Raw genomic sequence first — 1925 nt, 5'->3', positions numbered from 1 at the left:
TTCCACTCCTCATTCTAGAAAGATGCTTTTCAGAAGAAAAATAACCATGATTCTTTCAAAGGGATCGGGAATCTAATCGTTTTTGGCCTAAAACCCTGATTTATGTTCGAGGTATGAATAATTCAGGATAAAGAATATATAGTGTAATATAAAATCTTTCTTCAATACTACACTACCATACTTTTTACATAAAAGTGGAAAAAACAATAATTTTGTTTAATTGTTTAACATTCTGAATAACAAAAGAGCCCCCCTATTGTAGGAGACTCTTAATTCATTGTCACATTAATCATTGACAGCACCGGCTGACAAGTAGGTCAAGCTGTGGTCAATCACAAAGGCGTAGGAACCCTAATATTATCGGGATAACCACGCCACACACTCCACGTGCGTCGTCCACGGGAACATGTCGACTGGCTGTACGTCCTTCGTCTCATACCCGCCATCCTCGAATACCCGCAGGTCGCGAGCGAGGGTAGCCGGGTTACAGGAGACGTAGACGACGCGGTCTGGCTTCATGTTCAAGATCGTCTTTAATAAAGCTTCGTCACAGCCTTTACGCGGCGGGTCGACGACGATGACGTCAGCGCGGACACCTTGGGCATACCACCAAGGCATGACTTTTTCTGCTTCACCGACAGCGAATTGAACGTTGTCGAAGCCGTTGAGACGGGCGTTGCGCTTCGCATCGCTGATCGCCTCTGGGACGATTTCAACGCCATAAACATGCTTCGCTTGTTGTGCGAGAAATAAAGAGATGGTGCCGATGCCGCAATAGGCGTCAATGACCGTCTCACTTCCGGTCAGGTTGGCGAATTCGAGGGCTTGATCGTATAACACCTTCGTCTGCTCGGGATTCACTTGGTAAAAGGAGCGTGCGGAAATGGCGAATTTGATGTCACCAATCGTGTCGTAAATGTATTCCTCGCCCCAAAGGACCTTTGTTTTATCACCAAAAATGACATTGGTTCGCTTCGGATTCACGTTTTGAACGATCGATTTGACGTGAGGGATCGCCGTGTGAATTCGTTCAATCAGTGTTTTTTTATGAGGTAGCTCCTCGCCGCGGGTAATGAGAACAACCATAATCTCCCCAGTGTTTTTTCCATAGCGGGCGACGACGTGACGTAAGGTGCCACGGTGCTTTTCCTCGTCATAGCCGCGAATCCCAAGTTCACGGGCGAGCTCCTTCACTTGACGAATCACCTTGTCGTTTTCCTCATGCTGGATCATGCATTCGTCCATATCGATGATTCGGTGGCTCCGTTCTTGATAAAAGCCTGCAATTAAGCCCCCTTCTCGCTCCCCAACCGGCACTTGTGCTTTGTTGCGGTAACGCCACGGTTCATTCATACCGATCGTCGGCCTCACCGTCACAGCGGTGATTTTCCCAATTCGCTCCAATACGTCTTGCACTTGCTTTTGCTTATAGCGAAGCTGGGCGTCATAGCTCATATGCTGGAACTGGCAGCCGCCGCACTGATTGAATACGGGGCATGGCGCCTCGACCCGATCTGGACTTGCTTCGATCATGTTTAACACGCGCCCGAAGCCATAGCCTTTTTTTACTTTCACAACCTTTGCCTTCAGGCGCTCGCCTGGTAAGGCCTTCGGGATAAACAAAGCGTAGCCGTCTACCTTTGCAACGCCTGCCCCGTCATGGGTCAAATCTTCTATCGTTACTTCGACTACATCATTTTTGTTAACTGGTGCTTGTTGCTTGCTCATGGTACCCGTCCTTTTCACGTTCACGTAGATTCGTCAATGATTGTACCATAACCGGTGGCAAATATCCTAAATTGTATGAGTAAAATGTTTGTGGGAGAAGAAAAAACCTCCTCATCCAAGTAATGGAAATTTCCGTTACTTGGATGAGGAGGCCACCAAGCGAAAGCGCGGTAGGGTTTAAGCAAAATACATGAAAA

Annotated in this window: 2 protein-coding genes; both read right to left on the bottom strand. The window is 47.5% G+C overall.

What is annotated here, in order from left to right:
* Positions 1–357: 357 nt before the first annotated feature.
* Positions 358–1728, bottom strand: coding sequence for a 23S rRNA (uracil(1939)-C(5))-methyltransferase RlmD (gene rlmD / locus E2L07_RS20420; RefSeq protein WP_134230525.1), 1371 nt, complete (start codon positions 1726–1728; stop codon positions 358–360).
* Positions 1703–1925 (bottom strand): hypothetical protein (locus E2L07_RS21075; RefSeq protein WP_208402102.1); only part of this gene is annotated, 223 nt, incomplete at its 5' end. The genes rlmD and E2L07_RS21075, both read right to left, overlap by 26 nt.

The sequence above is a fragment of the Halalkalibacterium halodurans genome (assembly GCF_004376175.1).
GTDB classification, from domain to species: Bacteria; Bacillota; Bacilli; order Bacillales; family Bacillaceae_D; genus Halalkalibacterium; species Halalkalibacterium halodurans.
The sequence above is the reverse complement of the archived record's forward strand: the minus strand, read 5'-3'. Positions and strand labels throughout refer to the sequence as shown.